This window comes from Barnesiella sp. B2-R-119 (assembly GCF_023656675.1).
In the GTDB taxonomy this organism is placed as follows: Bacteria; Bacteroidota; Bacteroidia; order Bacteroidales; family Barnesiellaceae; genus Barnesiella; species Barnesiella intestinihominis.
The window spans coordinates 465,326-489,417 of the sequence record NZ_JAMOKL010000002.1 but is presented as its reverse complement, the minus strand read 5'-3'; the positions used below and the strand labels follow the sequence as shown (position 1 = coordinate 489,417).

Annotated in this window: 21 protein-coding genes and 2 tRNA genes; 12 read left to right on the top strand and 11 right to left on the bottom strand. The window is 40.3% G+C overall.

The genetic code is table 11. The features are described 5' to 3' along the window. The first annotated feature begins 48 nt into the window (after positions 1 to 48). From NBH06_RS05285 to NBH06_RS05275, 3 genes are all read left to right on the top strand, one after another. Positions 49 to 2,013 (top strand): endo-alpha-N-acetylgalactosaminidase family protein, encoded by a 1,965-nt coding sequence (locus NBH06_RS05285; protein WP_250793138.1) that lies wholly within the window; start codon positions 49 to 51, stop codon positions 2,011 to 2,013. Between the two features lie 5 nt (positions 2,014 to 2,018). Then, a complete protein-coding gene (locus tag NBH06_RS05280; RefSeq protein ID WP_250793137.1) occupies positions 2,019 to 2,354 on the top strand; it encodes a glycosyl hydrolase family 28-related protein in 336 nt (111 codons plus the stop codon). A gap of 192 nt (positions 2,355 to 2,546) precedes the next feature. Continuing rightward, positions 2,547 to 3,206, top strand: coding sequence for a GDSL-type esterase/lipase family protein (locus tag NBH06_RS05275; RefSeq protein ID WP_250793368.1), 660 nt, complete (start codon positions 2,547 to 2,549; stop codon positions 3,204 to 3,206). A 149-nt stretch (positions 3,207 to 3,355) separates the two neighbouring features. On the opposite strand, the gene NBH06_RS05270 is transcribed toward NBH06_RS05275, so the two are convergent. The 5 genes from NBH06_RS05270 to fusA2 form a co-directional block, all read right to left on the bottom strand. Beyond that, positions 3,356 to 3,426, bottom strand: a tRNA-Gln gene (locus NBH06_RS05270). Positions 3,427 to 3,519: 93 nt separating this feature from the next. Next, a complete protein-coding gene (locus tag NBH06_RS05265; protein WP_250793134.1) occupies positions 3,520 to 4,248 on the bottom strand; it encodes a lysophospholipid acyltransferase family protein in 729 nt (242 codons plus the stop codon). Positions 4,249 to 4,389: 141 nt separating this feature from the next. Next, positions 4,390 to 5,100: a response regulator transcription factor RprY gene (rprY, locus tag NBH06_RS05260; RefSeq protein WP_008861620.1), complete on the bottom strand. Its 711-nt coding sequence runs from the start codon at positions 5,098 to 5,100 to the stop codon at positions 4,390 to 4,392. A 2-nt stretch (positions 5,101 to 5,102) separates the two neighbouring features. Continuing rightward, complete coding sequence (locus NBH06_RS05255) at positions 5,103 to 6,647, bottom strand: sensor histidine kinase (protein ID WP_008861621.1); 1,545 nt, start codon at positions 6,645 to 6,647, stop codon at positions 5,103 to 5,105. Positions 6,648 to 6,888: 241 nt separating this feature from the next. Continuing rightward, a complete protein-coding gene (fusA2, locus tag NBH06_RS05250) occupies positions 6,889 to 9,048 on the bottom strand; it encodes an elongation factor G2 (protein ID WP_195331801.1) in 2,160 nt (719 codons plus the stop codon). Between the two features lie 147 nt (positions 9,049 to 9,195). Between fusA2 and hemW the strand changes: the two genes are divergently transcribed. Beyond that, positions 9,196 to 10,326 carry a radical SAM family heme chaperone HemW gene (gene hemW, locus NBH06_RS05245; protein ID WP_250793132.1) on the top strand — a complete coding sequence of 377 codons (1,131 nt, stop codon included), beginning with the start codon at positions 9,196 to 9,198 and terminating at the stop codon, positions 10,324 to 10,326. A 95-nt stretch (positions 10,327 to 10,421) separates the two neighbouring features. On the opposite strand, the gene NBH06_RS05240 is transcribed toward hemW, so the two are convergent. Beyond that, complete coding sequence (locus NBH06_RS05240; RefSeq protein WP_021892661.1) at positions 10,422 to 11,093, bottom strand: DUF2490 domain-containing protein; 672 nt, start codon at positions 11,091 to 11,093, stop codon at positions 10,422 to 10,424. A gap of 2 nt (positions 11,094 to 11,095) precedes the next feature. Beyond that, on the bottom strand, positions 11,096 to 11,569 hold the full coding sequence (gene rlmH, locus NBH06_RS05235; RefSeq protein WP_250793130.1) for a 23S rRNA (pseudouridine(1915)-N(3))-methyltransferase RlmH: 474 nt from the start codon (positions 11,567 to 11,569) through the stop codon (positions 11,096 to 11,098). Positions 11,570 to 11,748: 179 nt separating this feature from the next. Here rlmH and nadC point away from each other — a divergent pair, with 179 nt between their 5' ends. Next, positions 11,749 to 12,597, top strand: a complete 849-nt coding sequence (gene nadC, locus NBH06_RS05230; protein WP_008861627.1) for a carboxylating nicotinate-nucleotide diphosphorylase — start codon at positions 11,749 to 11,751, stop codon at positions 12,595 to 12,597. A gap of 92 nt (positions 12,598 to 12,689) precedes the next feature. On the opposite strand, the gene NBH06_RS05225 is transcribed toward nadC, so the two are convergent. Continuing rightward, on the bottom strand, positions 12,690 to 13,151 hold the full coding sequence (locus tag NBH06_RS05225; RefSeq protein ID WP_008861628.1) for a hypothetical protein: 462 nt from the start codon (positions 13,149 to 13,151) through the stop codon (positions 12,690 to 12,692). Between the two features lie 332 nt (positions 13,152 to 13,483). On the opposite strand from NBH06_RS05225, the gene NBH06_RS05220 reads away from it, so the two are divergent. Together NBH06_RS05220 and NBH06_RS05215 are read left to right on the top strand one after the other, a co-directional pair. Beyond that, positions 13,484 to 14,848 (top strand): MATE family efflux transporter, encoded by a 1,365-nt coding sequence (locus NBH06_RS05220; RefSeq protein ID WP_008861629.1) that lies wholly within the window; start codon positions 13,484 to 13,486, stop codon positions 14,846 to 14,848. Positions 14,849 to 14,860: 12 nt separating this feature from the next. Next, positions 14,861 to 15,304, top strand: a complete 444-nt coding sequence (locus NBH06_RS05215) for a methylglyoxal synthase (RefSeq protein ID WP_008861630.1) — start codon at positions 14,861 to 14,863, stop codon at positions 15,302 to 15,304. 62 nt (positions 15,305 to 15,366) lie between these two features. On the opposite strand, the gene NBH06_RS05210 is transcribed toward NBH06_RS05215, so the two are convergent. Further along, positions 15,367 to 17,256: an ABC-F family ATP-binding cassette domain-containing protein gene (locus tag NBH06_RS05210; protein ID WP_250793128.1), complete on the bottom strand. Its 1,890-nt coding sequence runs from the start codon at positions 17,254 to 17,256 to the stop codon at positions 15,367 to 15,369. 580 nt (positions 17,257 to 17,836) lie between these two features. Here NBH06_RS05210 and NBH06_RS05205 point away from each other — a divergent pair. Both NBH06_RS05205 and NBH06_RS05200 read left to right on the top strand, forming a co-directional pair. Continuing rightward, on the top strand, positions 17,837 to 18,304 hold the full coding sequence (locus tag NBH06_RS05205) for a hypothetical protein (protein WP_021892655.1): 468 nt from the start codon (positions 17,837 to 17,839) through the stop codon (positions 18,302 to 18,304). Continuing rightward, a complete protein-coding gene (locus tag NBH06_RS05200) occupies positions 18,294 to 18,494 on the top strand; it encodes a helix-turn-helix transcriptional regulator (RefSeq protein WP_021892654.1) in 201 nt (66 codons plus the stop codon). Before NBH06_RS05205 ends, NBH06_RS05200 begins: the two co-directional genes overlap by 11 nt. 77 nt (positions 18,495 to 18,571) lie before the next feature. Here NBH06_RS05200 and bioB read toward each other — a convergent pair whose 3' ends face one another. Further along, on the bottom strand, positions 18,572 to 19,531 hold the full coding sequence (gene bioB, locus NBH06_RS05195) for a biotin synthase BioB (RefSeq protein ID WP_155012653.1): 960 nt from the start codon (positions 19,529 to 19,531) through the stop codon (positions 18,572 to 18,574). Between the two features lie 315 nt (positions 19,532 to 19,846). Between bioB and NBH06_RS05190 the strand changes: the two genes are divergently transcribed. The 3 genes from NBH06_RS05190 to NBH06_RS05180 all read left to right on the top strand — a co-directional run bounded on the left by NBH06_RS05190 (position 19,847) and on the right by NBH06_RS05180 (position 21,178). After that, a tRNA-Thr gene (locus tag NBH06_RS05190) sits at positions 19,847 to 19,920 on the top strand. A gap of 508 nt (positions 19,921 to 20,428) precedes the next feature. Further along, positions 20,429 to 20,887, top strand: coding sequence for a TspO/MBR family protein (locus NBH06_RS05185; RefSeq protein ID WP_008861635.1), 459 nt, complete (start codon positions 20,429 to 20,431; stop codon positions 20,885 to 20,887). A gap of 12 nt (positions 20,888 to 20,899) precedes the next feature. After that, positions 20,900 to 21,178 carry a GNAT family N-acetyltransferase gene (locus NBH06_RS05180; RefSeq protein WP_195331452.1) on the top strand — a complete coding sequence of 93 codons (279 nt, stop codon included), beginning with the start codon at positions 20,900 to 20,902 and terminating at the stop codon, positions 21,176 to 21,178. A 13-nt stretch (positions 21,179 to 21,191) separates the two neighbouring features. On the opposite strand, the gene NBH06_RS05175 is transcribed toward NBH06_RS05180, so the two are convergent. Next, a complete protein-coding gene (locus NBH06_RS05175; protein WP_250793126.1) occupies positions 21,192 to 24,002 on the bottom strand; it encodes an AAA family ATPase in 2,811 nt (936 codons plus the stop codon). Positions 24,003 to 24,092: the final 90 nt, after the last annotated feature.

Genomic DNA, 24,092 nt, shown 5'->3' with positions numbered 1-24,092 from the left:
GTAGAATTATGCCAATTTTATAAATGATTAATTATTAAAATAAAAAAGATGAAATCTGTAAAAATATTATTGTTGTCTTTACTGTTGTTATCACCCTTATCGATGCACCCTATTGGGCTAGATTACCAGTATCCGCTTTATCCATATAAGAGAGATTTATCTCAAACTTTGACGTTTAAAATCATGTTACGATGTGCTTTGGAAGATGATCATCATAATTTGGATTTGGGGGCGGTCGCTAAATATTTGCAACAGATAGACTGTATTTCTCGTGGTCTACCCAAAGTTGTGATATTGGGTGGTTTTCAACAGGGAGGCCATGATCATACTTATCCATGGTGGATGCCAATTGATTCTACTTTGTACGCGCCTGGCGGATTAAAGGGGAAGGATGCTTTATTATGGCTGATGAATGAAGCGAAGAAATATAATACGAATTGTACTTTCCATGTAAATCCATTTGACGCTTATATGGATTCGCCTATGTGGGATATGTATGTGAAGAAAGATTTGTTATGTCGAAATGCCGATGGATCTTTGGTGAAAGGCGATGTTTGGTGGAATCGTCAGAGCTATTTCGTCAATATGGTAAATGAATGGAATGCTGGGGTGACTAAGCAACGGATCGATGCTTTTATAGAACAAGTTCCTTTGGTTAAAGAAACCGGAGTACTATATTTCGATAATGAGACACAGTATCCACCTAGTTTATATCATTATGTGACAAAAGAAGATCAGATATCGGCTATAAAGAAGGCTGCGGAGTATTTGAAAACCGAATATGGTATTCAGTTAATCGGTGAATATGCCGATACCAATCTTTATGGAGTGTGTTCGTTGGGAGTTACATGGGATTGGTGGGCTTCGTTGAATATTAATCAAATGGAAGTCGCTCCTTATATTGCATGTGGTGGTAGAGATGGTACTCATGACGAGTTGTATGGGGGACAGATAGATTTAACAAAACGAAGATTTCAAGTTTTTGGGGCGAGTGTGCAACTAGAAGATACTCAATTTCAGCGTGATCCATTCAAGGTTGCGAGAGAACTTTCACATCACACATATGTTTATTTTTATCTGAATCGATTGTTGAGATTAAAGTATGAAACTAGGGACACATTAGGGATAACATTGACTTTATCCGATAATGTTGTTAGTAAATGGGATAATGACAATGTTCATCGTTTATATAGAGATGGATATTTGATGAAAGAAGGGCATGATGTATTTGTCCCTGTATTTTGGGTAAATCATCTCGAAATAATGGCTTATTCGGTGAAAGGAAGAACGGGGATATGGTATTTCCCGAGAGAATGGACCGGAATAGAAAAGGTCGATATTTATACGTTCAATGAGGATTTTACGGGGCTAAGATTATTGGAACAAGGTAGAAAGATAAATAAAAATCAAATTTACCTGTCGCAAGAGCCAGATAGAGCTCAGATCATAGTTCCTGCTGGAACTGATATGACAGATAGATCGACTATTTATTCTAATCCGCCGTCGGGAACAGCGACGTTTATTTGTAAAGATGTTGAAACTCATGGCAATTGGAAGAGGAAGTATGGGAAAAAGGGATATGATATATTCGGCCATTCTTCAAAATTACCTAAAACTTGTATGCTGTCCTATATAGGTGATTCTCTTAAAGTGTTGGATAACAATAGTACTCGACCTGTCTCTTTGCAGAAAGTAGAAGGAAAAGGACGGATTGAAGCAGTTAGGACCTCGGTTCTTCATCAATTGATCGATGTTACTGTGGAGGAAAATACAAAAGTGTCGTTATATTTTGCAGATTATAAGGAAAAAAATTGCCAGGAAGTGGTTGATGTGATAGATGTCAATACAAAAAGAATATTAGCATCTTATCTTCTTAATAATTTTGAAGAGGGAGTTTATCTATCATTTGGTGTGTCGGGAAATGTTCAATTCCGGATTACTCGTTTCTTTTATGACCATTATGGAAATCCTGATTATCCAGTGTGCAGTGCTATCTTTTTCGATAAAGAATGAATGTTATGAAATCGGTTTGTGTTTATTTGTTTCCCTTGTTGGTTTTAACTTGTTATTCGCAAGAGAGAAGTAATGTTGGAGAATATAATATATTGGATTATGGAGTAAAGAAGGATTCTTCGTTCCTTAGTAGTGAAGCTATTAATCAGGCAATAACAGATTGCTCTGCTAATGGAGGTGGACGTGTGGTGATTCCTGCTGGGAAATATAAATCGGGCACTATTTTAATGAAAGATTATGTTGAGTTGTATTTTGAACAGGGCTCTTATTTATATGCCAGTATAGATCCGAAACATATTTGTCGTCAGCCTCAACCGGAGTATCGTTCAGAAAAAGAATAAGGTGGGTGTATGTTTCGATTTTGATACAGATAAAAAAGATGCATTGATGAAAGATGTTAAACAATATAGTATTGATAAAAATATAGATATAGAAGAATGATATATAGTTTATGTATTAAATTGTAATAAGACGATTAGATTTTGAAAATGATGAAGAAGATATTGCTTTTTGGGGTAAGTATTCTATTCTGTATGGTAGAATTTTATTCATTCTCACAAGATAACGCTCAAAATTGGGCTAATTTTAAGCATTATGCAGAGCAAAATAAGCTTTTGAAAGTAACTGTTATTGTTCCTAAACGAGTGGTATTTATAGGAAATTCTATAACGGAAGGCTGGGTGAATCAACATCCTGACTTTTTTAAACAGAATGGATATGTGGGTCGAGGCATAGGAGGACAAACATCTTATCAAATGTTGTTACGTTTCCGTGAAGATGTAATAAATCTTTTACCGGAAGTTGTCGTTATTAATGCTGCAACTAATGATATTGCCGAGAATGCAGGGGCCTACAACGAAGACTATTCTTTTGGGAATATTATTTCTATGGTAGAATTGGCTCGAGCTAATGGGATAAAAGTAATTCTTACTACGACTTTACCTAGTTCGAGTTTTAGCTGGAATCCGTCTATCAAAGATGCCACTCAAAAAATAACAGCGTTAAATAAGCGCTTGGCTACATATGCGAAAGATAGGCAGATACCTTTTGTAGATTATTATTCTAATATGGTTTGTATTTCCAATGGAGATCAGTTATCTAAATACACGAATGATGGAGTGCATCCTAATTCACAAGGATATGATGTGATGGAATCTTTAATAAAACCAGTCATAGATAAAGTTTTAGATTAAATTCTGATTTGATAAGAATAACGAAAAATTAGTAAATGAGGGTTACCATTTATATATATTAGGCCTCAAAGACCGTATGTTATAACATAAGTGCTTGATTAATAGATATAAAAATAGGGATTAGCATTTTGCTAACCCCTTACTTTTTGTTGTCCGGGAAGGATTCGAACCCTCACAGGCGGAACCAGAATCCGAAGTGCTACCATTACACCACCGGACAAATTTGTTTTGCGAGTGCAAAATTGCGAATTTATTTTGGGACGGCCATTGCGAGCCTTGAATTTTTTATTCGGTTTAATTTTTTTTTACATATCTATCCTTTCAATGGCAATGCCGATTCTATGACGGCGTATGATTTTTTCATGAGGTCTTCTATATCATGCCCTTTATTTTCTTGGGGATAGATGGGGGGGTGTATCGTTAAAATGATTTTTCCGGGTTTAAAATTGTAGGTTGTACGGGGCATAACGGCAAATGCCCCATCGATAGTGAGCGGTGCAACCGGTAAGGAAAATTCAACGGCGAGTTGATATGCTCCTCGTTTGAATGGTCTCATGGCTCCTGTCCAAGTGCGTGCTCCTTCGGGGAATACGACAAGCGACATACCGTTTTGTAATGTCGTTTCGGCTTTTTGCAGGGTTTCTTTTAGTCGGCCCGGAGTACTGTTATCGACGAATATGTGGCCGGCAGCAGCACAAGCGCTGCCTACAAAGGGTATATTGCGCAGGCTTTTTTTCATCATCCATTTGAAATTGTGGTTTAAGTATCCGTAGATGAGAAATATATCATAGGCTCCTTGATGGTTTGATACGAATACATAAGATGTGTTTTTATCGATGTTTTCTCGGCCTTTAACTTCTATTTTGACAAGAGAGAGAATGCAGAATAGTCGGGACCAAATGTGTGCCGGGTAATATCCCCAAAAGTTTCCATTGCCCAACCGGCATCCGATAAGGGTCGTCAATGCTGTGAGAATGGTGAGTATCAGCAGTATGGGCATGGCTATGAGCCATTGATATAGGAATGTGATAATGCGTATCATTGTTCGATGCTATTTTCGTCGTTTACGGGACAAAGGTAATGAATTTGCAGTAAATCGCATTATTTGCAGGCGCTTTTGATGTGGGAATATAGAAAAGGCGACTCAATAAGCCGCCTTTTCTATATTCCTAAACGTTGTAGTTTATTTGGTTTTTGCTTCGACATCTGGGGCAATGAGCTTGTACCCTTTTCCGTGAATATTGATAATTTCAATTGATGGATCGTCTTTGAGATGTTTACGAAGTTTGGTAATGTAAACGTCCATGCTACGAGCGTTAAAGTAATTATCGTCTATCCAAATAGTTTTGAGGGCGAAGTTACGCTCCAAAATTTCATTGACGTGAGCACAGAGCAGACTGAGCAATTCGGACTCTTTGGTGGTGAGTTTAGTACTCTTATCGTCGATTGCCAATACTTGTTTCTGGGTATCGAATGTAAACCGTCCGATCTTGTACATCGTAACTTCTTTTCCTTTTTTACCTTTTACACGACGTAAAATGGCTTCGATACGGAATACCAATTCTTCCATACTGAATGGTTTGGTAATGTAGTCGTCTGCTCCGATTTTGAATCCTTCGAGAATATCTTCTTTCAAAGATTTCGCTGTCAAGAATATGATGGGAACTTCTCCGTTTACCGTACGGATTTCTTGTGCAAGCGTGAATCCGTCTTTTTTAGGCATCATCACGTCGAGTACGCACAAATCGTATTTACCTTTCAGGAATGCTTTGTATCCGCTTTCTCCATCGGAGAAGAGATCGGCCGCATAACCTTTGGCTTGCAAATACTCTCTTAATAACATGCCAAGATTTTCATCATCTTCGCATAATAGAATACGCAATCTTTCTTCCATAATCATTTGTTTTTTATTAGTGGTAGTGTTATTATAAATGTCGACCCTTGATTTATTTCGCTTTCTACTCGAATATCGCCTTTGAGGTCGGTAATGATTTTATGGACGTAAGCGAGGCCCAGTCCGAATCCTTTGACGTCATGGCGATTTCCCGTAGATACGCGATAAAATTTGTCGAATATTTTTTTCAAATCTTCCCGTTTGATACCGATTCCGTTATCTCGAATCGATATTTCTACCTTATCTCCAACAGTTCTTGTACGTATGAAAAGAGATAAAGGTTCTTCTTCCCGTCGATATTTTACGGCATTGTCAAGGAGGTTGAAGATAACATTCGTAAAATGCATTTCATCGACCGAGACAATAGCATCTTCTGCTTCGAGGTCGGCATCGATTACACCGCCGTATTTTTCGACTTTGAGTTTGAATGTGCTCATGACTCCTGCAACGAGGTCGTTGACATCGACGTTGTGTAGTTTCATCAACGTCTTTTGTCTGTCGAACATCGACATTTGCAGGACTTTTTCTACCTGAAATCTCAATCGCTTGGTTTCGTCATTAATGACACCCGATATGTGCTGGAACATGGCCGGACTTTTGGCAACGGAGGGGTCATTAAGCATTTGGGCCGCTAATGATATGGTAGATATGGGTGTTTTGAATTCGTGTGTCATGTTGTTGATAAAATCGTTTTTCATCTCGGTGAGTTTCTTTTGCCGAAATGCCGTGATGATGGTAAACAAGAAGGTTACCAACAGAATGAACGTGAAGGCAAACGAGGGTATCATGAATTTTACCGAACTCGATATATAATCTCTTTTGGTTGGGAAATAGACTTTCAAGTAGTTTATTTTTGCCGGTGGATCATTGGGAAATATTGCTTGTGTGAATAAATTCCCTTCAATTTTGGGATCATATTGATTGGAGCTATATATGATTTTTTCGTTTTTATTGTAAATGGCAAATTGGAACGGAAGGTTCAATCCGTTATTTTCAAATTCTGATTTCAGATAGCTTTCCAATTTTTTGATGTCGATACGTTCCATGACAGGACGGTTACTTGCCTTACTCAGCATATTGAGTATGACTTCGTTCAACAAGCCTTTTTGGTAAAGGTATTGTCCTTTACGGGCTTCCTGCATATTTCGATATGTACTAATGAGCGTATTGTGTTCCTTTTGTCGTGGAGCAGCAGGGGTGATAATCGTACTGGTTTGTTCGCGAAAGGAAAAACTTGCAACCGTTCCATCGGGAGATACGATAGAAAATTGGTGGTGAGTAGAAGCTATGTCTTGTTTGTCTTGCTTTTGCTCATAAGAGGAGAGCATTTTCTTTTCTTCCTCTTCCAGATATTCGTCTAAATAGCGTTGAGTCTCGTCTAGTTCGAGGCTTGTCGATACAGCGTATAGGCTCCTTTTCACGGCTTCGGTAAATTGCTCGTTTCTCATTTTTATCATATTCTCCATGTACATGATTTGTACATAAAGCAATCCGATAAACGTGAGTGCCATAATTACAGCCAGTAGCCAAATTGTCGACTTTTTCATTTTGTTTGCCTCTTTATTTTTTTCTGTTTAACTTGTCGTGGTGTTTAAATGATTTGTTTTTACATCATTTGTACAAATTTATTATATAAACACCGATTCCACTATTTTTGTTTTATTTTATGAAAACCTATTTAGAAGGTTGGGTTTAACACTTACCGGCAAATTTAACAAATAAATGTTTATTTGCAAAAAAAGCCATTGGAAAAACCAATGGCTTTTTAATTATTTAACAAAATCGCGGTCACTCGTCTGTCTGTTCGGCCTCGTAAGCTTTAAGTAGTTTTTCTTGAACGTCAGATGGAACGAGCTCATAAGATGCAAATTTCATAGAGAAAGATGAGCGCCCTCCGGTAATCGAACTGAGAGCTGTTGAATAGGAAGACATTTCCTTTAAAGGTACTTTTGCCGTGATTTTTTCAAATCCTTTTTCACTAGACATGCCCATAATAATAGCGCGTCGTCCTTGCAGATCGCTCATGACATCGCCCATGACATCGGCTGGGGTAAGAACTTCGACATCATATATAGGTTCGAGAATTTTCGGTCCTGCGTTTTTAAATGCCTCGCTGAATGCATTACGTCCAGCTAATCGGAAAGATATTTCATTAGAGTCTACCGGGTGCATTTTCCCGTCGTAGATACAAACTCTGACATCGCGGGCGTAAGAACCAGTGAGCGGCCCTTGTTCCATACGATCCATCAATCCTTTGACAATAGCAGGAATAAACCGAGCGTCGATAGCACCTCCAACAATACAGTTACAAACCACCAATTTTCCTCCCCATTCAAGATCTATCGTTTGGGTATCGCGTACATTCATACGGAATTCTTGGTTGTTGAATTTGTAAGTGTCGGGTGCTGGCATTCCGTCATAATAGGGCTCTACGATGAGATGTACTTCTCCAAATTGTCCGGCTCCACCCGATTGTTTTTTGTGACGATAATCCGCCCGAGACGCTTTAGTAATTGTTTCCCGATAGGGTATGCGAGGCTCTATGAATTCAACGGCAAGTTTATCGTTATTCTCAATACGCCATTTTAAAGTGCGTAAGTGAAATTCTCCTTGTCCCGAAACAATCGTTTGTTTCAATTCTTTGGATTGTTCTATTTGCCACGTCGGGTCTTCTTCATGCATACGAGTGAGAATCTCACTTAATTTTTCGGCATCGGATTCATTGACCGGTTTTATTGCTCGTTGATATTTGGGAGCTGGGTATTTGATAAAATCGAAATGATAATCGCACCCTTTTGCGTTGAGTGTATTACCAGTGCGCACATCTTTTAGTTTTACCGATGCTCCTATGTCTCCTGCTACAAGTTCTTCTACCGGAGTACGAATTTGTCCGCAAACACAGAATAATTGAGCCAAACGTTCGCGTCCGTCGCCTCGATCCACATTAATCAAATCGTCTCCTTGATGTACGGTTCCAGACATTACTTTGAAATAGGATACTTCTCCGATATGAGGCTCGACCGTGGTTTTAAAGCAGTATATACTTGTAGGCCCATTGGCATCGGGAGCGATTTTTTCTCCGGCTGTATTTTCGGGTTTGGGCATTTCGGAGACAAAGGGGACTACGTTGCCGAGGAATTCCATCATACGTCGTACTCCCATATCGCGTAATGCGCTTACACAGAATACAGGGTATATGCTGCGTGTGATGAGACCTTTGCGGATGCCTTCCCGCATTTCATCTTCGGTGAGAGAACCTTGCTCGAAGAATTTTTCCATAAGGGTCTCATCGTTTTCAGCAGCGGCTTCAACTAATTTTTGATTTAATTCCCGGGCTTTTTCCATTTCGCTTTCGGGAATTTCGGATATGGTGGGTGTACCGCCTTCGGGCGACCAGCTATACATTTTCATGAGTAGGACGTCGATCATGGCATTGAATGACGGACCGCAACTAAGCGGATATTGCACTTGTACAATTCGGTTACCGAATGTTTCGTGCATTTGGTTGATTACATTGTCGTAATCTGCCTTTTCACCATCAAGTTGGTTCATGGCAAAAAGAATAGGTTTGTTCAGATTTTCGGCAGTACGGAAGATGTTTTGAGTTCCTACTTCGACTCCATATTGAGAGTCGATGACAATTACTCCCGTGTCTGTTACGTTAAGGGCTGTTATAGCGCTTCCTACAAAGTCGTCTGCTCCCGGACAGTCTATAACATTGAGCTTTTTACCTAAAAATTCGGCATAAAAAACTGTGGAAAAGACGGAATATCCATACTCTTTTTCCACAGGAAAATAGTCAGAGACGGTGTTTTTCCCTTCGACGGTTCCGCGACGTTTTATTACACCACACTCGTAGAGCATAGCTTCTGCGAGGGTGGTCTTGCCTGAACCTTTACTGCCCAATAGAGCAATGTTTTTGATTTCGTGAGATTGATAGACTTTCATGATATTAAAGTTTTAATAAAACAAAAACACTTGGTTACATTTTAACAAAGCGTTCGCAAATTATGAATTATATTTTTAAAAAGCAATGGTAAGAACTATGTTACAAAACATTGTTTATGAATCGAAGTTTTGTATTTTTGTCGAGTAATGGCTGGACTTTATATTCATATACCGTTTTGTGCAAGCCGCTGTGTTTATTGCGACTTCTTTTCCTCGACCGATTTTTCGTTCAAGCGTGGCTATATAGATGCCGTTTGTCGGGAACTTGAATTGAGAATACATGAGCTAAGGGACGAACCTGTTTTTACGGTGTATCTTGGAGGGGGGACTCCGTCCAGTTTATCGCCGTCGGAACGAGGTCGTTTGTTTCGAACTCTTTCCACAGTTGTCGATTGGTCGGTTTGTAAGGAGGTTACTCTTGAAGTGAATCCCGATGATGTGGCACCTCTTTTTATAAGTCAATTAAAGGATACTCCGGTTAACCGGCTAAGTATGGGAATACAGAGTTTCGACGATTCGGATCTTGTTTTTCTACGTCGGCGTCATACGGCTCATGCGGCGATGGAGGCAGTCGATAATTGCCTTTGTGCCGGATATGAAAATATCAGTATAGACCTCATATATGGTTTGCCGGGACAGACCGTAGAACGTTGGACGAACAATTTGAGACAAGCCGTAACCTTGAATGTTCCGCATATTTCAGCATATAATTTAATTTATGAGGAAGGTACGGCGTTGTGGAGAATGAGGGAAAAAGGACTGGTGAAAGAGTGTGAGGAAGAAGAATCCTTACAGATGTTCGAGACACTTATCGATGTGTTGGGTTTTTCTGGATATGAGCATTACGAGATTTCCAATTTCGCCCGCTCTGGGCGTTATGCACTTCATAATACATCTTATTGGAAAGGTGTACCGTATCTGGGTTTAGGTGCGGCGGCTCATAGCTACGATGGGAAGAGCAGGCGTATCAACCCTTCCTCATTGTCGGAATATATGGAGGCTTTGCAAACGGGACATGTTGCATATATGGAAGAGAAAGAGACGGTCGATAGTTTATATAATGAATACATACTTACATCGCTTCGTACCTGTTGGGGATTGAATCTGAAAAAACTCGAAGACGACTTTGGAACTGAGCGCATGCAATATTGCTTGGAACAAGCTCTGCCTCATATCCGTGCAGGGCGACTCGTGGTGACCGACGATGTCATGTGCATAACTCGTAAGGGTCTTTTTACTTCCGATGATGTTATGAGCGATTTGTTTTGGGTGGATTGAATCTCGAAGATTTTTCAATCTCGCCGTTTCTCCTTGAATTTGTGGAGTCGTTTTTCTGTCTCCCCAAAGTGTATCGCAAGATGGAATAGGGAGGATTATAGTTTCAATTTATAACCTAAGGAGATAAACGTATTGAGTTGTTGGGGTGTCTTACTCATGAGATGTTCTTCTCGAACTTTGCATTCGATGGAATTTTTTTTGTCTATTCGATATTCTACCCCTGCATCATACCATATTCTATCCAATTCTCCTGACTGTTTACCATTCAGAAAAAGAAATATATCGGTATGGATAAACGGAGTCCATCGGCTGTCGGGTATGGTGTAACTGAGAAGTATTTTGTTTCGCCATTTGTTCGATGGTTTGGCCGTCCCTATGGTATAGGTGGACTCAAATCGGGAATTCAGCGATAGGGAGAATCGGTGTACAGGATAGGAAAAAGTGGCTCCCAGTTGATAACGATGACGATTCTTATAAATATTCGGAGCCGTCTGTTGATTCATATAGTAGTACAACGCATTTAATTTGAGGTATTTCGGGACGGCAGTATAGGAGACGACCGCAATGGGCATGTATCGTTCGTAATATTTACCAAGTGTCCATACGTTTTGCTGTATTTGCAGATTTATCCGATTTATTTGTTTGGATACCGTAAAATTCCACAACGTGCCTATTTCACTGCTGTATTCTTTTGCGTTTGTCGGGAAAGTAAAGAGAGAAAGTGAGATAATGAAGACGGATAGAATTTTGTAATGAAAACGATTCATATTTATTCGTGGTGATAGGGTTCGTTATTGAGAATAGTCATAGCCCGATAGAGTTGTTCGGTGAAGATGAGGCGAATCATCTGGTGGGAAAAGGTCATCTTTGAAAGAGAAATTTTTTCTTGTGCCGTATTGTATATGCGTTGGGAAAAACCATAAGGGCCGCCAATGACAAATATCAAGCGTTTGGCAACGTTTGACATTTTCTTTTCCAAATAGGAGGCGAACTGCGTGGAGGTAAATTCTTTTCCATGTTCATCGAGCAGGACAATGTAGTCGCCGGGCAGGAAACTTTTTAAGATGAAATCGGCTTCTCGCTCTTTTTGTTGGTCGGTACTCAGGCTTTTGGTGTTGCGGAGTTCGGGAATGACAGCGATTTCGAACGGCACATAGTGGGCCAATCGTTTGCTGTATTCTTCGATTCCTTGTATAAAATGAGATTCGACTGTTCTCCCGACAACCAATAGCACTATCTTCATGAAGAATTTAAATTTGTTGCAAAATTAATATAAACAAAGAGTAAAATCAAACTTGTTCGAACGTTTGCATCGTGTTGTTTTTATAATGTGGAAATTGGTTATCCTCGGTATAATCAAATTTATTTGTACCTTCTCCCGGATTGTGCTATTTTTGCATAAGAATAAAAAACTATTGGTGTATGAAAACGAAAGAGCAGTTGATAGATGAATTGATAGATTTGGCTTTTGCCGAAGATATAGGAGATGGTGACCACACTACTTTGTGTTGTATCCCGGATACGGCGATGGGGAAGTCGAGGTTGTTGATCAAGGAGCCGGGTATCTTGGCCGGAGTAGAGATTGCCCGAAAAATATTCCACCGATTCGATCCCGATTTGAAAATGACGGTTTATATCGAGGACGGGACTGCGGTAAAACCCGGCGATGTGGCTTTTGTGGTCGAAGGACGCGTACAATCATTATTGCAAACCGAGCGTCTTATGCTCAATGTGATGCAGCGCATGAGCGGTATCGCTACGATGACTCACCGGTATGTGAAAAAACTCGAAGGATTGCATACTCGCATTCTCGATACCCGCAAGACAACTCCGGGCATGCGTATGCTCGAAAAAGAGGCTGTGAAGATAGGTGGTGGCGTGAATCATCGTATCGGATTGTTCGACATGATTTTGCTGAAAGATAATCATGTGGATTTTGCCGGTGGTATAGAGAACGCTATCTCTCGTTGTCATGATTATTTAAAGGCCAAAGGCAAGGATTTGAAAATTGAGATAGAGGTGCGTAATTTGGACGAATTGAAAGAGGTTATGCGAGTGGGCGGTGTGGACCGTATTATGCTCGATAATTTCTCGCCTGAATTGACAAGAGAGGCTGTGAAAATTGTGGGTGGGAAATATGAAATAGAGTCTTCGGGAGGTATTACTTTCGATACGATTCGAGATTACGCTGAGAGTGGTGTCGATTTTGTCTCGGTGGGTGCTCTCACTCATTCGGTAAAAGGTCTCGATATGAGCTTTAAGGCTTGTTGAATCATTAGTTTGCTACATAAAATAAACGAGGCCATTTCTTTATTAAAGATGGCCTCGTTTATTTTTATTTCGAAGAATCGAAAAGACGGTTATTAATTATTAAGGACTAAACGAAATACCATATCTCCGGGCTGTTGCTCGATAAAATCGCTGTATTGCACATAAAAAGCTACGCTTCCCGGCATGTAATCGTAGGTGTAAGTTTCGGTCCAAAGCAGCGCATTATCCCCGTCTGCCTCGCCTTTATGTATCGTATAAGGTAGAGGGGTGATGACTTCGTTGTCTGCCCCCGGAGATTGTACCAAGTACCCCAAGACATATCCGTCGATATACAAATCGTCTGTAATATCTTTATTTTGGAACTCATACATGTAATACGTATTTAATCCGTCGGGCGATGTCACAAGTTGCCAGTCTTGCGATTTTACTGTGTAGGTGTAGTACTTCCAAAACATTCCTTCGCCCGGAACTCCCTGAGGACCTTGTGGTCCCATAGGACCCTCGCAGGAAAATAAAGTCAAACTCAATATAACCAAGAATAAAAACTTTTTCATAATTCTATTTAATTAATGGTTTCATGACAAACATAGCGAAAGGTGAGTGCAGGGGCAAACGGAAATCATATTTCCGAATTGGCTCTGCTGAACCGTATCCTATATTCTACAAATATAGATAAAGTATTTCAAATATAACAAGAAGTCTCAAAAAACGGTTCTGATTTCAGATATTTTTATTTTTTATGATAGTTGAATGGACCAATAATATTTTATGTGAAAAATATAGGGCGTAGCTATTTGAAGTATCTTTATGTTATAAAATGCTTATGCTCCTGTTTTAGCTCCTGAATAATTCGTACCTTTGTATCGTAATTGTGAAATTAGAGATTATGGCAGAGCGTAATTCGCCGTTGATACTTGGAACCGAGCCGATTGGCAAGTTGTTGATTCAGTATTCTGTACCGGCTATTATAGCGATGACTGTTACATCGCTATATAATATTATAGATAGTATATTTATAGGTCATGGGGTGGGTGCATTGGCTATCGCAGGTTTGGCAATTACTTTCCCGTTGATGAATTTGGTAGTCGCTTTTTGTACATTGGTCGGTATAGGCGGTGCTACTATCAGTTCTATTTTTTTAGGCCAGAAAGATAAAGTGCGAGCAACGGAGGTCGTACATAATGTTTTGATTATGTGTATAATCAATGCTGTTTGCTTTGGCGGTTTGACTTTTTTATTTCTTGATTCCATATTATTGTTTTTCGGGGCAAGCCACGATACATTGCCTTATGCTCGTGATTTCATGCAAGTAATTTTACTGGGGACTCCTATAACTTATGTGTTTATAGGGCTGAATAACGTAATGAGGGCTACGGGGTATCCTCGTAAGGCAATGTTTTCGTCATTGTTGACTGTGGGGTGTAATATTATTTTGGCTCCGATATTTATATTTTCATTCGATTGGGGAATACGGGGTGCAGCGTTGGCAACAGTCGTGTCTCAGACTGTCGCTATGGTGTGGGTGCTCGTTCATTTTGCGAACAAAAAAAACTTTATTCATTTTGACCGTCGGTACTCCCGGTTGAAAGTGCGGGTAGTCGCTAAAATATTTTCCATAGGCATGTCTCCTTTTTTGATGAATGTTTGTGCCTGTGTGGTGGTGATTTTTATTAATAATGCGTTGCAACATACTGGTGGAGATTTGGCTATCGGTGCTTATGGTATTGTGAACCGTACTTTGATGTTGTTCGTTATGATCGTTATGGGAATCACACAGGGAATGCAGCCTATCGTGGGGTATAACTATGGAGCCAAGCAATATGACCGTGTTCGCAAAACATTGCGATATGGGATTACGGCGGGTGTGGTCGTTACTACGGTGGGCTTTGTATTGAGCGAATTATTTCCCCATGCTATTGTAGCGATGTTTACAACCAGCGAGGAGTTGGTCGATTTGTCTGTGACCGGTCTTCGTATCAGTTGCGCCATGTTCCCGTTTGTCGGTTGCCAGATTGTAATTTCCAATTTCTTTCAGTCGATAGGTAGGGCTCCGGTATCTATATTTTTATCCTTATCGAGACAATTATTGTTTTTATTGCCGTTGTTGTTGATTTTACCGACTTACTGGTCTACGAACGGAGTTTGGTTGAGTATGCCTATCTCTGATTTTATCGCATTCGTGATAGCTGTTATGGCCTTGTGGATACATCAACGGAAAATCAGACAAAAATTTCAAACTGTTCAATCTTAAAAAAATAAAGCTATGAAAAAAAGATTAACTATCGCGCTAGTGGCGCATGATAATCGTAAGGCCGATATGGTAGAGTGGGTGAAACATAATGCCGAGTTGTTGTCTCATCACCATTTGGTTTGTACAGGTACTACCGGCCGATTGATTAAGGAGGCATTCGACGAATTGAATATTCCGGCCGATGTGACTTGTATGAATTCGGGTCCGTTGGGGGGAGATGCCGAAATTGCCGCATTGGTGGTTCGTCATCAAGTCGATTTGGCTATCTTTTTGATCGATGATTTGAATCCTCAACCACACGAGGCCGATATACAGATGTTGCTTCGTCAGTGTAGAGTACACAATGTGCCTATCGCTTGCAACCGATACAGTGCCGATTTGATGATTACCAGTACTTTGTGGGACGATGATTCTTATAAACCCACAGAACCGAAATACGCTTATTTTCAAAGGTGAGGTTTGAGCATGTGATATAACAAAAGGCGATAGAGATACGGTCTATCGCCTTTTGTATATAACTACCCTTCGATTTCACTTAGTTCGAGCCAGCGTAATGTCTTTTCATCGAGGTTTTCGTTGATTCCCGGCAATCTTTTGGATTGCAGCGTGAGTTCCTCTATGCTTAAGGTTCCGCTGCAAAGGTTCGTTTCGATTGTTTTTTTCTCTTCTTCCAGCGCAGCGATTTCCATTTCTAATTGTTCCAGCTCTTTTTTCTCTTTAAAAGAAAGGCGTCGTCGGGTATTGTCAGATGTATTTCTTTTTTCGGCAGTAGTCTTTTTATTGTCTTGCTTTGCTTTTTCTGCCTGTTCGCTTTTAGCCTTTTGTTCCTGTGTTTCTTTCCATTCACGATAATCGGTATAGTTACCGGGAAAGTCTTTTAGTTCTCCGTTTCCTTTGAACACAAGTAGGTGATCTACTACTTTATCCATGAAATATCGGTCGTGGGAGATGACAATGAGACACCCTTTGAAATTACGGAGATAATCTTCAAGGACGTTAAGAGTAACGATATCCAAGTCGTTGGTCGGTTCGTCCAGTACCAAAAAATTGGGATTACTGATGAGTATCGTACATAAATATAGGCGTCGGCGTTCTCCTCCACTTAATTTATATATATAGCTGTGTTGTGTCTCGGGGGTAAAGAGAAAATGCTGCAAGAATTGAGATGCGGACAGCTTACGTCCGTCGCCAAGTGAAATTTCTTCTGCTATATCTCTTACGGCATCGATGACCTTCATCTGTTCATTAAAATGTAACCCATCTTGGCTATAATAGCCGAACTTTACCGTTTCTCCTATATCGAATCGTCCTCGATCGGGTTGAATTTCACCGACGAGCATTTTGATGAAGGTCGATTTTCCGGTTCCGTTGTTACCTACGATACCCATTTTTTCATAGCGGGCAAAAGTATAATCGAAGTTCTCGATTATTTTTAGGTCTCCGAATGTTTTACAGATACCTTTTGCCTCGAATATCTTTGAACCGATGTATGACGATTTTACTTCGAGCCGTACTTGCCCGTCTGATTTTTCTTGACGGGCTTTCGCTTGTAATTCATAAAAAGCATCCACACGGTATTTTGCTTTTGTGCCCCGGGCTTGCGGCTGTCGCCTTATCCAGTCCAACTCGGTCCGCATTAAATTGCGGGCCCGGTCGATTTCGGCATTATGTATTTCTATGCGCTCTTCCCGTTTTTCAAGATAGTAGCTGTAATTACCGTTATAGTTGTATAGTGTATGATTGTCGATTTCGACAATTTGATTGCATACTCGATCAAGAAAATAGCGATCGTGCGTGACCATCAATAGGGTTATGTTGGTGCGGCGTAAAAATTCTTCCAACCATTCGGTCATATCGATGTCCAGATGATTCGTCGGTTCATCGAGAATGAGCAAGTCGGGTTCGGTAATTAAGACATTGGCTAACGCCAGTCGTTTCAGTTGTCCGCCGGACAATTCTTTTACAGGCTGATCGAAGTTATTGATTTTGAGCTGCGAAAGAATTTGTTTGGCTCTTTGCTCGTAATCCCATGCCTTGTAGTGGTCCATGCGGTCGAGCAGTTCTTGTAGGCCGATAGGATCATCGGTTTGTAGGGCCTGTTCGTATTCGGCTATTAAACGAACAGTGTCATTGTCGGACTGGAAACAGGCTTGTATAACTGTGAGTTCTGGCGGATAGGAGGGGGATTGTTCCAAGTATCCTACCCGTAAATTATTCCGGAATACAATGTTTCCACTGTCATAATTTTCTTTCCCCGCCAGAATATTCAGTAAAGTCGTTTTCCCCGCTCCATTTTTGGCAATTAATCCTATTCGGTCTCCTTCACCGATACCTAACGATATATTTTCAAAGAGAATTCGGTCTCCGAACGACTTTGTAAGATTTTCTATTTGTAAGTAGCTGATCATTACTTTGTATTAAATACCAGTCAAATTTACGATAAATGTTGTGATTGGACAAATGGGAAAGAGCAGTCTTCATGAAAGTTTTAACGATTTAGGGTGTAATAGAAAAATTGCGCGAGTGCTTTGCATTGTTAATTTATTCTTTTTTCGAATTCTAAGGCTTGTATCGGGTTAAAAATCTTTTTTGTCAAAAAAATAACCCTAAAAAGTTTGAGTTTAAGAATAAAGTTTTACCTTTGCAAAGTTTGATTGTGCTCAATGATACAAAAGTCTTGAGTTTTACCAATCTTGTTATCCTATCTATCTACCTGAAACACAACACACAAACGCCGACATTATCCGTTATTGCAAGACTGTTAAGCATTTGGTCGGAAGTGCAGAGTCTTGCGGGAAAAATCCATTTTTTTAGATAATAGGTTTGAATGAAGATTCCCACGCCATGTTGGAAGTGTTCAGAGGCTTCATAGCTTTTCTGTAAGATTTTTTGTAAAAAAAAGTCGCTTATATTTGTCCATATGTAAAATATACTTTACATTTGTGCCATAGCTATTTCTTTTATCGATTACTTAAAATAATTGTTATTATGGAAAAAATCTTTTTGTTGCCTAATGGCTTTAAGAAAGTCGGCTGGATTATTCTGGTTCCAACATTTGTGCTGGGAGTACTGATGACGATAGACGGTTATAATGGTTTTCCATCTTTCTTGCTACCCGAATGGATTCCTTTGGCTATGAAAAGAGTACTGACTTCGGATTGGGTTGGAAAAATATTGAATAATGTCGCCATTATAGGCATTTGCTTGGGTTGTTTATTTGTGGCATGTTCACGTGAGAGAGTCGAAGATGAATTAATCGGGCGGATAAGATTGAACTCGTTGTTGATAGCCTTGTATATCAATTCGTCTGTTTTGATTATTTTATCTCTTTTTTGTTACGAGCTTCTGTTTTTGAATGTCTTGGTCTTTAATATGTTTACGAATATTATTATTTTCTTGATTGTCTTTGAAATGAAATTGTGGAAACTTAAAAAGTCGTTGAGAGATGAAGAATAGAATACGAGTGGAGCGTGCCGAACTTCGTATAACCCAGCAGCATTTGGCCGATGTAGTAGGGGTGAGCCGACAAACCATCAATGCAATCGAGACTGGTAAATTTGTGCCTTCTACGGTGTTAGCGTTGAAAATAGCCCAAGTATTCAATAAATCGGTAGAGCAAGTTTTTCAACTGGAACCAAGTGACTGAAATGGAATGTTCTGTGAAGAACAGGGAATTTGGATAAACGAGAAAAGCCTGTCGCATGCGACAGGCTTTTTATTATATTATAGAGGATCGTATCCCGCTTCTCGGGCTAATGATTTGTCTTCGTTTACTCCCGATCCCAGCGTTGTGAGCATGTCGCCCATCAATAGTCCGTTTACTCCGGCCGATAGTGCTTGCTTTTGTGTTTCTCTGGATAATCTCGCCCGCCCTCCGGCAAACCGAATGAACGTCCGTGGCAGTATGAATCTGAAAATTGCGATTGTAACTAAAATCTCCTCGTCGCTGATGGGGGGCATGTGTTCCAAAGGTGTTCCCGGTATGGGATTCAAGATATTCATGGGAACCGAACAGACCTCTAATTCTTTTAGTTCAAAAGCCAATTCGATGCGTTGTTTCATAGTTTCTCCCATACCGATGATTCCACCGGAACAGATTTCCATTCCTAACTCTTGGGCTGTCCGAATCGTTTCTTTTTTTTGCTCAATGGTATGTGTGGTACATAGCTCGGAAAAATAGGACGAGGCTGTTTCTAAGTTGCAGTGGTAGCGTTTTACTCCGGCGGCTTTCAGTTTTTCTAATTCTTCTCGTTTCAATAGTCCCATAGAGGCGCAAAGGTGTAAGTGGGTTTCTTCTCCCATTTTTCGATAAATATCGCAGAAATAGTCTATTTCCGAGGCTTTTATCCTTCTCCCACTGGTGACCAAAGACAATCTTTTTATTCCTTGTTGTTCGTTTAAACGGGCAATGGATATAGCTTCATGTATGGGTATAGCGTCGTATGTTTCTATTTGGGTGTGATGATGGGCCGATTGGGCGCACCATTTGCAGTTTTCGGGACAATGACCAGAACGGGCATTGATGATCGAGCAAGTATCGAGCGTTTTATTACAGAATTTTTTACGGATTTCGTCGGCAGCAGCATATAGGTCCGAACGAATGGCTTTTTGTGCTAATTCTAATGCTTCGTCGGGGGTAATTTCTCCGCCGGCAAGTATACGCTCTTTAATTTTTTGCAACATGATTCCTTTTTTGTGAATGGACTATTATTTATAGGATACAAATGTAAATTTTTTTAGGAACAATACAGGCCAAGACTTCTATAAAATTATGGAGAAAAAATTTATTGTGAAATATGTTTTTTTTAATTCTTTCGTTTCTAAGTAGATAGAAAATTTTGTGTATTTTTTTGTGGAATGCTATTGTTATCTAAGAAAAAATATCTACTTTTGTGCCCGGGTAAGTCCTATACGGCCAGCTCCCTGTGAATCCCCCAGGGTTTGACCACAGCAAGGGTAGCCGGTTGTAGCGGCGCGATGTAGATAGCTTACCCACCTGCCGATATAGCTCAGTTGGCCAGAGCACGTGATTTGTAATCTCGGGGTCGTGGGTTCGAATCCCTCTATCGGCTCAAAGGACACTCTAAAAAGAGTGTCCTTTTATTTTTAGATTTCAGGCATTCTTCTTTTGGAATATCGGGGCTCAGTCGATTTTTAGGTTCAGTAGAAAATTCATGGGGATAGCCCTAAATGTTAGTGAATGAGGGTTGATTTTGTTATTTTCACTGCGGGTATTTTCTAACCCCTCCGTCACTACGTGCCACCTCCCCTATATTTTGCTACGCAAAACACAGAGGAGGAGGTTTAATACCCTTCTATCTCATTATTTATCGAATGAGACGGATCGTATTTGTCTTTCTCCCCTGCCATGTCCAGTGGCATTGAGGGGTGTGGCGCAGCCATAGGAGAAGTGGCACGAAGTGACGGAGGGATTGAGAAGATATCATATAATCTTTGATTGAGGAGTTAGATGTATAAAACGGGTAATCCCCATTAATTATCGACAGAGCCGGAATATCCAAGAACTTTAATTATTTATATGTGTTTAAATTACAACTATTGTTGTTAAATGTCTTGGTTATGAAAAGATTCGCATTTTATCTCCTTCCTATACTATTGTGTTTTGCAGTAGGATTGTCGGCCAGTTATTTTCAGTCTGATTCTATTTCTGAGTGGTATCCATTGCTGAATAAACCGGCTCTTACTCCGCCTAATGGAGCTTTTCCTATTGCATGGAGTATCATTTATATTTGTATGGGACTTTCATTGGGGCGCTTGATAGAAAGGGGTGCGAATAAAACCTTGTCGGTGTTATGGGGGATACAGTTAGTCGTTAATTTCTTATGGAGCTTATTATTTTTCGCATTTAGAAATCCGTTTTTGGGATTGATAGATATTTTATTACTCGATATTTTAGTGTGGATTTATATATCAAGGGCATATCGAAAAGAGAAAGCGGCGGCACTGTTATTTGTGCCATATTTCTTGTGGCTTCTTTTGGCTACATATCTTAACGGATATGTATATTTGTACAATTAAAAAATTCTTCTTATGGAAATAATACATGATTTGTCGAGAAAACAGTTTCAGACTGTCGCTGACGGGAAAACAGCATACGTGTCGTATGATCTTGTCGATGGTTGCTTGAATATAGAACACACGATTGTCCCCCGGGAAATCGAAGGGCGGGGTATCGCTGCCGCTTTGGTGAAGGCGGCTTATGACTATGCGCTTGATCATGACTTACTTCCGGCTGCGACATGCCGGTATGCGACAGTCTGGTTGGATCGGAATCCTCAATACAAAAATAAGGTTTCGTCTATGAAATAGTTTAGAGGTCTTTTCAGTAAAAGCCGATTCTATTTCTAAGAGTCTGTCTCTCATCTATTTCAAAGCAAGCTACATCGGCATGTGTGATTCTGTTTCGTGAAAATTTTATGCCCGCCTCACCGAGTCGGAGATAGGCGTTTTGCATAATGGTTCGCGATATGATTTTCATGGTTCGGGCGTTTGCATAACAAGAATATTGGTCGGAACAAAGGTATTCTATGTAATGCTGCATGATACTTTCTGCTTTTTGTTCAAAAGAGAAATCTTTGTCCGATAGCATTTGTTTCAGGATTTCGAATAACTCTTCCGAGGTATAGTCGTCGAAAATTAAAGTGTGGTCGACTTCGTGAGCGCCGTTGCCAATTAACTGTTCTACCAAATCTTGCCGGGGAGCCCGGTTTTCGGCAATGATGAGAGCATGAGCTCCGGGCAGGGCAGAGGTGTATCCTGCCAACTTGATTCGTAGTTGTTCGCTATCGAATGTGTTGTATGCATTTTTGAATTTCGGAGAGTCGCCATCGATGAATAAAAGTCCCTGTCGTGACTTTTTCATGGCATCTTGTAGAACTTCGTCCACTTTATAGTCGGGGACATTGTAGAGCTGTTCTCCTTTTATTTCTATAAATTGTCCGTTACCGAGTATGTTCATGGCTTTCAGTAAGTCGGACATAATTTCAGCGACTGTGCTTTTCCCGGTTCCTGTATTTCCAGCAAAGCTCCATTTCAAAGGGATTTCCCCAAAGAAATTTTTTCCGTTCTCGTGTAATAGCCGGGCGATCTTTACAAAGTTATGGATTGCGGCTTTTACATTGGATAATCCGATCATTCTGTCGAGTCGGGTTAAGCATTCATCTATGGTTTGTTCATCGAATTTCTCCGAAGATATGATTATTTTTTCATCGGTATTATCGGGTATATCTTCTTGTTCGATGGTGACGAGCGACCGTTTGTCGGGATTCCCCGAATCGTATATTCCGCTTTGAGCCAAACGAGTGGCCATAGCCGGAAGTATTTTCGAAGAGATAAGTCTGTTGACATAGCGGGCGTTCCCGAAATGGCGGTCTCTGTTTCGATGGTCTTTTTTTATCAGTTCTAATAGGGCTTGACGAGCAGAGTCGGTTATTTCGTACCCTTCGCGTTGTATGGTGAGGTCGGCTATCTCCAATAATTCTTCGGGTGAATAATCTTCGAAGTGAAATGTAAAAGGAAATCGGGATTGCAAGCCGGGGTTCGATTCCAAAAGCAGTTTCATTTCTGCTGGATATCCGGCGAGAATAACGATTGTCCCGAAGTTGTCGTCCGACAGTTTCGGTAATAATGTTTCTATGACTCTGTTTCCGAAGTCGCGTTTGTCTCCATCTTTGTCATTGGTAAACAGACTGTAAGCCTCGTCTATGAAAAGGACCCCTCCTTTGGCGGCTTCGATGGCAGCTTCGGTTTTTTGTTCGGTCTCTCCCAACCATTTGCCAACTAATTTGCTACGGTCGGTACGTATGACGTGACCTTTTTCGAGTAACCCCATTTTGTGGAAAATCTCACCGATAAAATCGGCAACGGTTGTTTTCCCTGTTCCCGGGTTTCCGGTAAAGACCATGTGAAGAGGTGGTATCGAGGCTTTTAACCCGGCTCTTTTGCGTGCGGCCAATAGTTTTACATAGTTGAGATGTTCGGCAATGCTCCGTTTCAGATTGTTTAGCCCGATCATCTCTTGTAAAGAGTCCATGGCGTCTTTTTCTTTTGTCGGGTCTATCTCTTTTTTTTCTCCGATCGGGGGACGTGTCTGTATGTTGAATAGATTATATTCTCCTTCTTCTTCGTTTCCAATGCGAAACGGGGCATTCAATACTTTTTCTCCTAAGAAATAGATCTCGACGGCATATTCTCCGTTTTCATAATCCGAGAAGTCGACGGGTTCTTGGAATGTCCATAGCCGGTTTCTTTCTTCGTCGTCTTGTGAAATGAAAGTTCCGACCGTTTCGTATTTGGTTAATCCGGTTTGAGTACGGATTTTTATTTCATATTCATACGATTTGTCCGTGTCTTTTAGTTTGCTTATCCCGCAGAATCCGATATAATAGTTGCTATGTATACTAGGGTTTATACTTGTGTAGGAGATGATAGGACGGTCTGGGTCGGGAGCGATGCTTTCGTTTTTGAACAATAGATAGTTGTTTACCTCGAAACATTCGTCGTATTTTTGGGGCAAAGATATAAAAGTCGCACTTTTGGTTGTATATTCTTCTTTGTCGGAGAGTCGGGATAGGCAGTAAATCCATGAGCCTTCTCTGTTTTCTCTTTCAGGAAGAGCGAAATATGCCGATGGACTGGCGTAGTTTTCGGTGTCGATCGGCATGGAAATTTGAGTTTCTATGTAGGAGCTTCCATCGGGGGCAATTAGTTCTGCTAAAAAAGTTTCGTCCCAAGCATCTATTGTAGCAGATTCGTTTTGTCCTATGCATTCTGTCGAAATGAATAGATATTCTCCTTCGTCAACACCGAATTGTGTGCGTAGTGAATCTTTGGGTATTTGTTCTTTTGTGTCGCATATGGAGAAAAAAGTATTTTTAAAGATGATATGATGGCTGGTATTAGACGGGGAATTATCGCTTTCTTCTTCATCTTCCGTCTCCTCTTCTGATAATTGACTTTGAATAAACTCGTCGAGTAAACGATCAAATTCGTCGTCCGGTAAATCATTGTCGTTTTCGGCTTGTAATTCACTATTGGATAATGAATCCAATACAGATTCGGTTTCGTCGATATTATCTTTGATAGATTGTAGCAGCTCTTCGAGGCGTGCTATTTTTTTGTCCTTTTCGTCCATAGATCGGGTGTTTTCCGGTATGAGTTTGTGGGGCGAAGATAGTTATTTGTCATTAAAGAGGCAAATCGGTAGTTATCGAATGAATTCTAT